The sequence below is a fragment of the Dictyoglomus sp. genome (genome assembly GCF_049968615.1).
Taxonomy (GTDB): domain Bacteria; phylum Dictyoglomota; class Dictyoglomia; order Dictyoglomales; family Dictyoglomaceae; genus Dictyoglomus; species Dictyoglomus turgidum.
In genome coordinates, this window is record NZ_JBMFQK010000026.1 from 1 (window position 1) to 871 (window position 871).

Genomic DNA, 871 nt, shown 5'->3' on the forward strand with positions numbered 1-871 from the left:
TAACAACCTTTGTATGCACTCCTTTTTTAAGAATAACTCTTGCCCTCTCTAACAAACCAAATCACCTTTTAAAGCAAGAAGTATGATAAACTGACCTGTAATCACTTTTATCACCCCTCAAATATCAGGACTAACCTTCTTTTCTTGCTTATCTTTATCTTCAATCTATAAAAATTCGTTACTAACAATAAACCAAAGTTTATTAAACTGATCATCCCTTTCTCTAATTCTTCCACAAGTCCTCTTGCCCTCCTTCTTCTCTCCTCCATCTTCGTTAAAAGATAAACTGTGAAAAAAGCAAACATATATACTGTTAACCATCTCCCTAACACCTCTTCCTCCTCTATATAGCTTAATAACTCTAAATTTAACTTACTCTTCTCATCTCTAAACATTTCTTCTATCTTCATCCTTTTTCTGTAAAGTTCATAGCTTAGCATATCCGCTGGCAGATTTGAAACAAAAACATTGGCTACCACTTTATGAACTAATACATTTCCATAAGGGTTTCCCATTTACATATATATTCCTCTTTAACCTTATGATGAAATACATTTCATTCTCAATGAGAAACTTCATCAGTTCCGGATATGTAAATTCTCTATCGAATACAAAAACTGTTTTCTATAGTGTAGGTAAAGCTCTACCTCCTATAGGAACTGCAAAGGAAAGAACTTTTTAAGCGATCTAAGTTTTTTGATAGAGGTAAATTTGGTAAAATAAACATATAAAATCGCCTCCAAATTCTACCACAAGGAGGCATCACTTTTTCAATACTGATTACAGGTCAGGAAGAATTATAAATAGAGTAACAAAAAGCACACTTATTATTGCTCCTCTACTCACAAGCATGGCAAGATTTTGCGCCATA

At 33.2% G+C, this 871-nt stretch carries 1 protein-coding gene; it reads right to left on the reverse strand.

Features of this window, described 5'->3' with window-relative positions; translation table 11 throughout:
• Positions 1 to 110 precede the first annotated feature (110 nt).
• Entirely contained in the window at positions 111 to 515 is a 405-nt protein-coding gene (locus ACP5QL_RS09225) for a hypothetical protein (RefSeq protein ID WP_428127292.1), read from the reverse strand.
• Positions 516 to 871 lie beyond the last annotated feature (356 nt).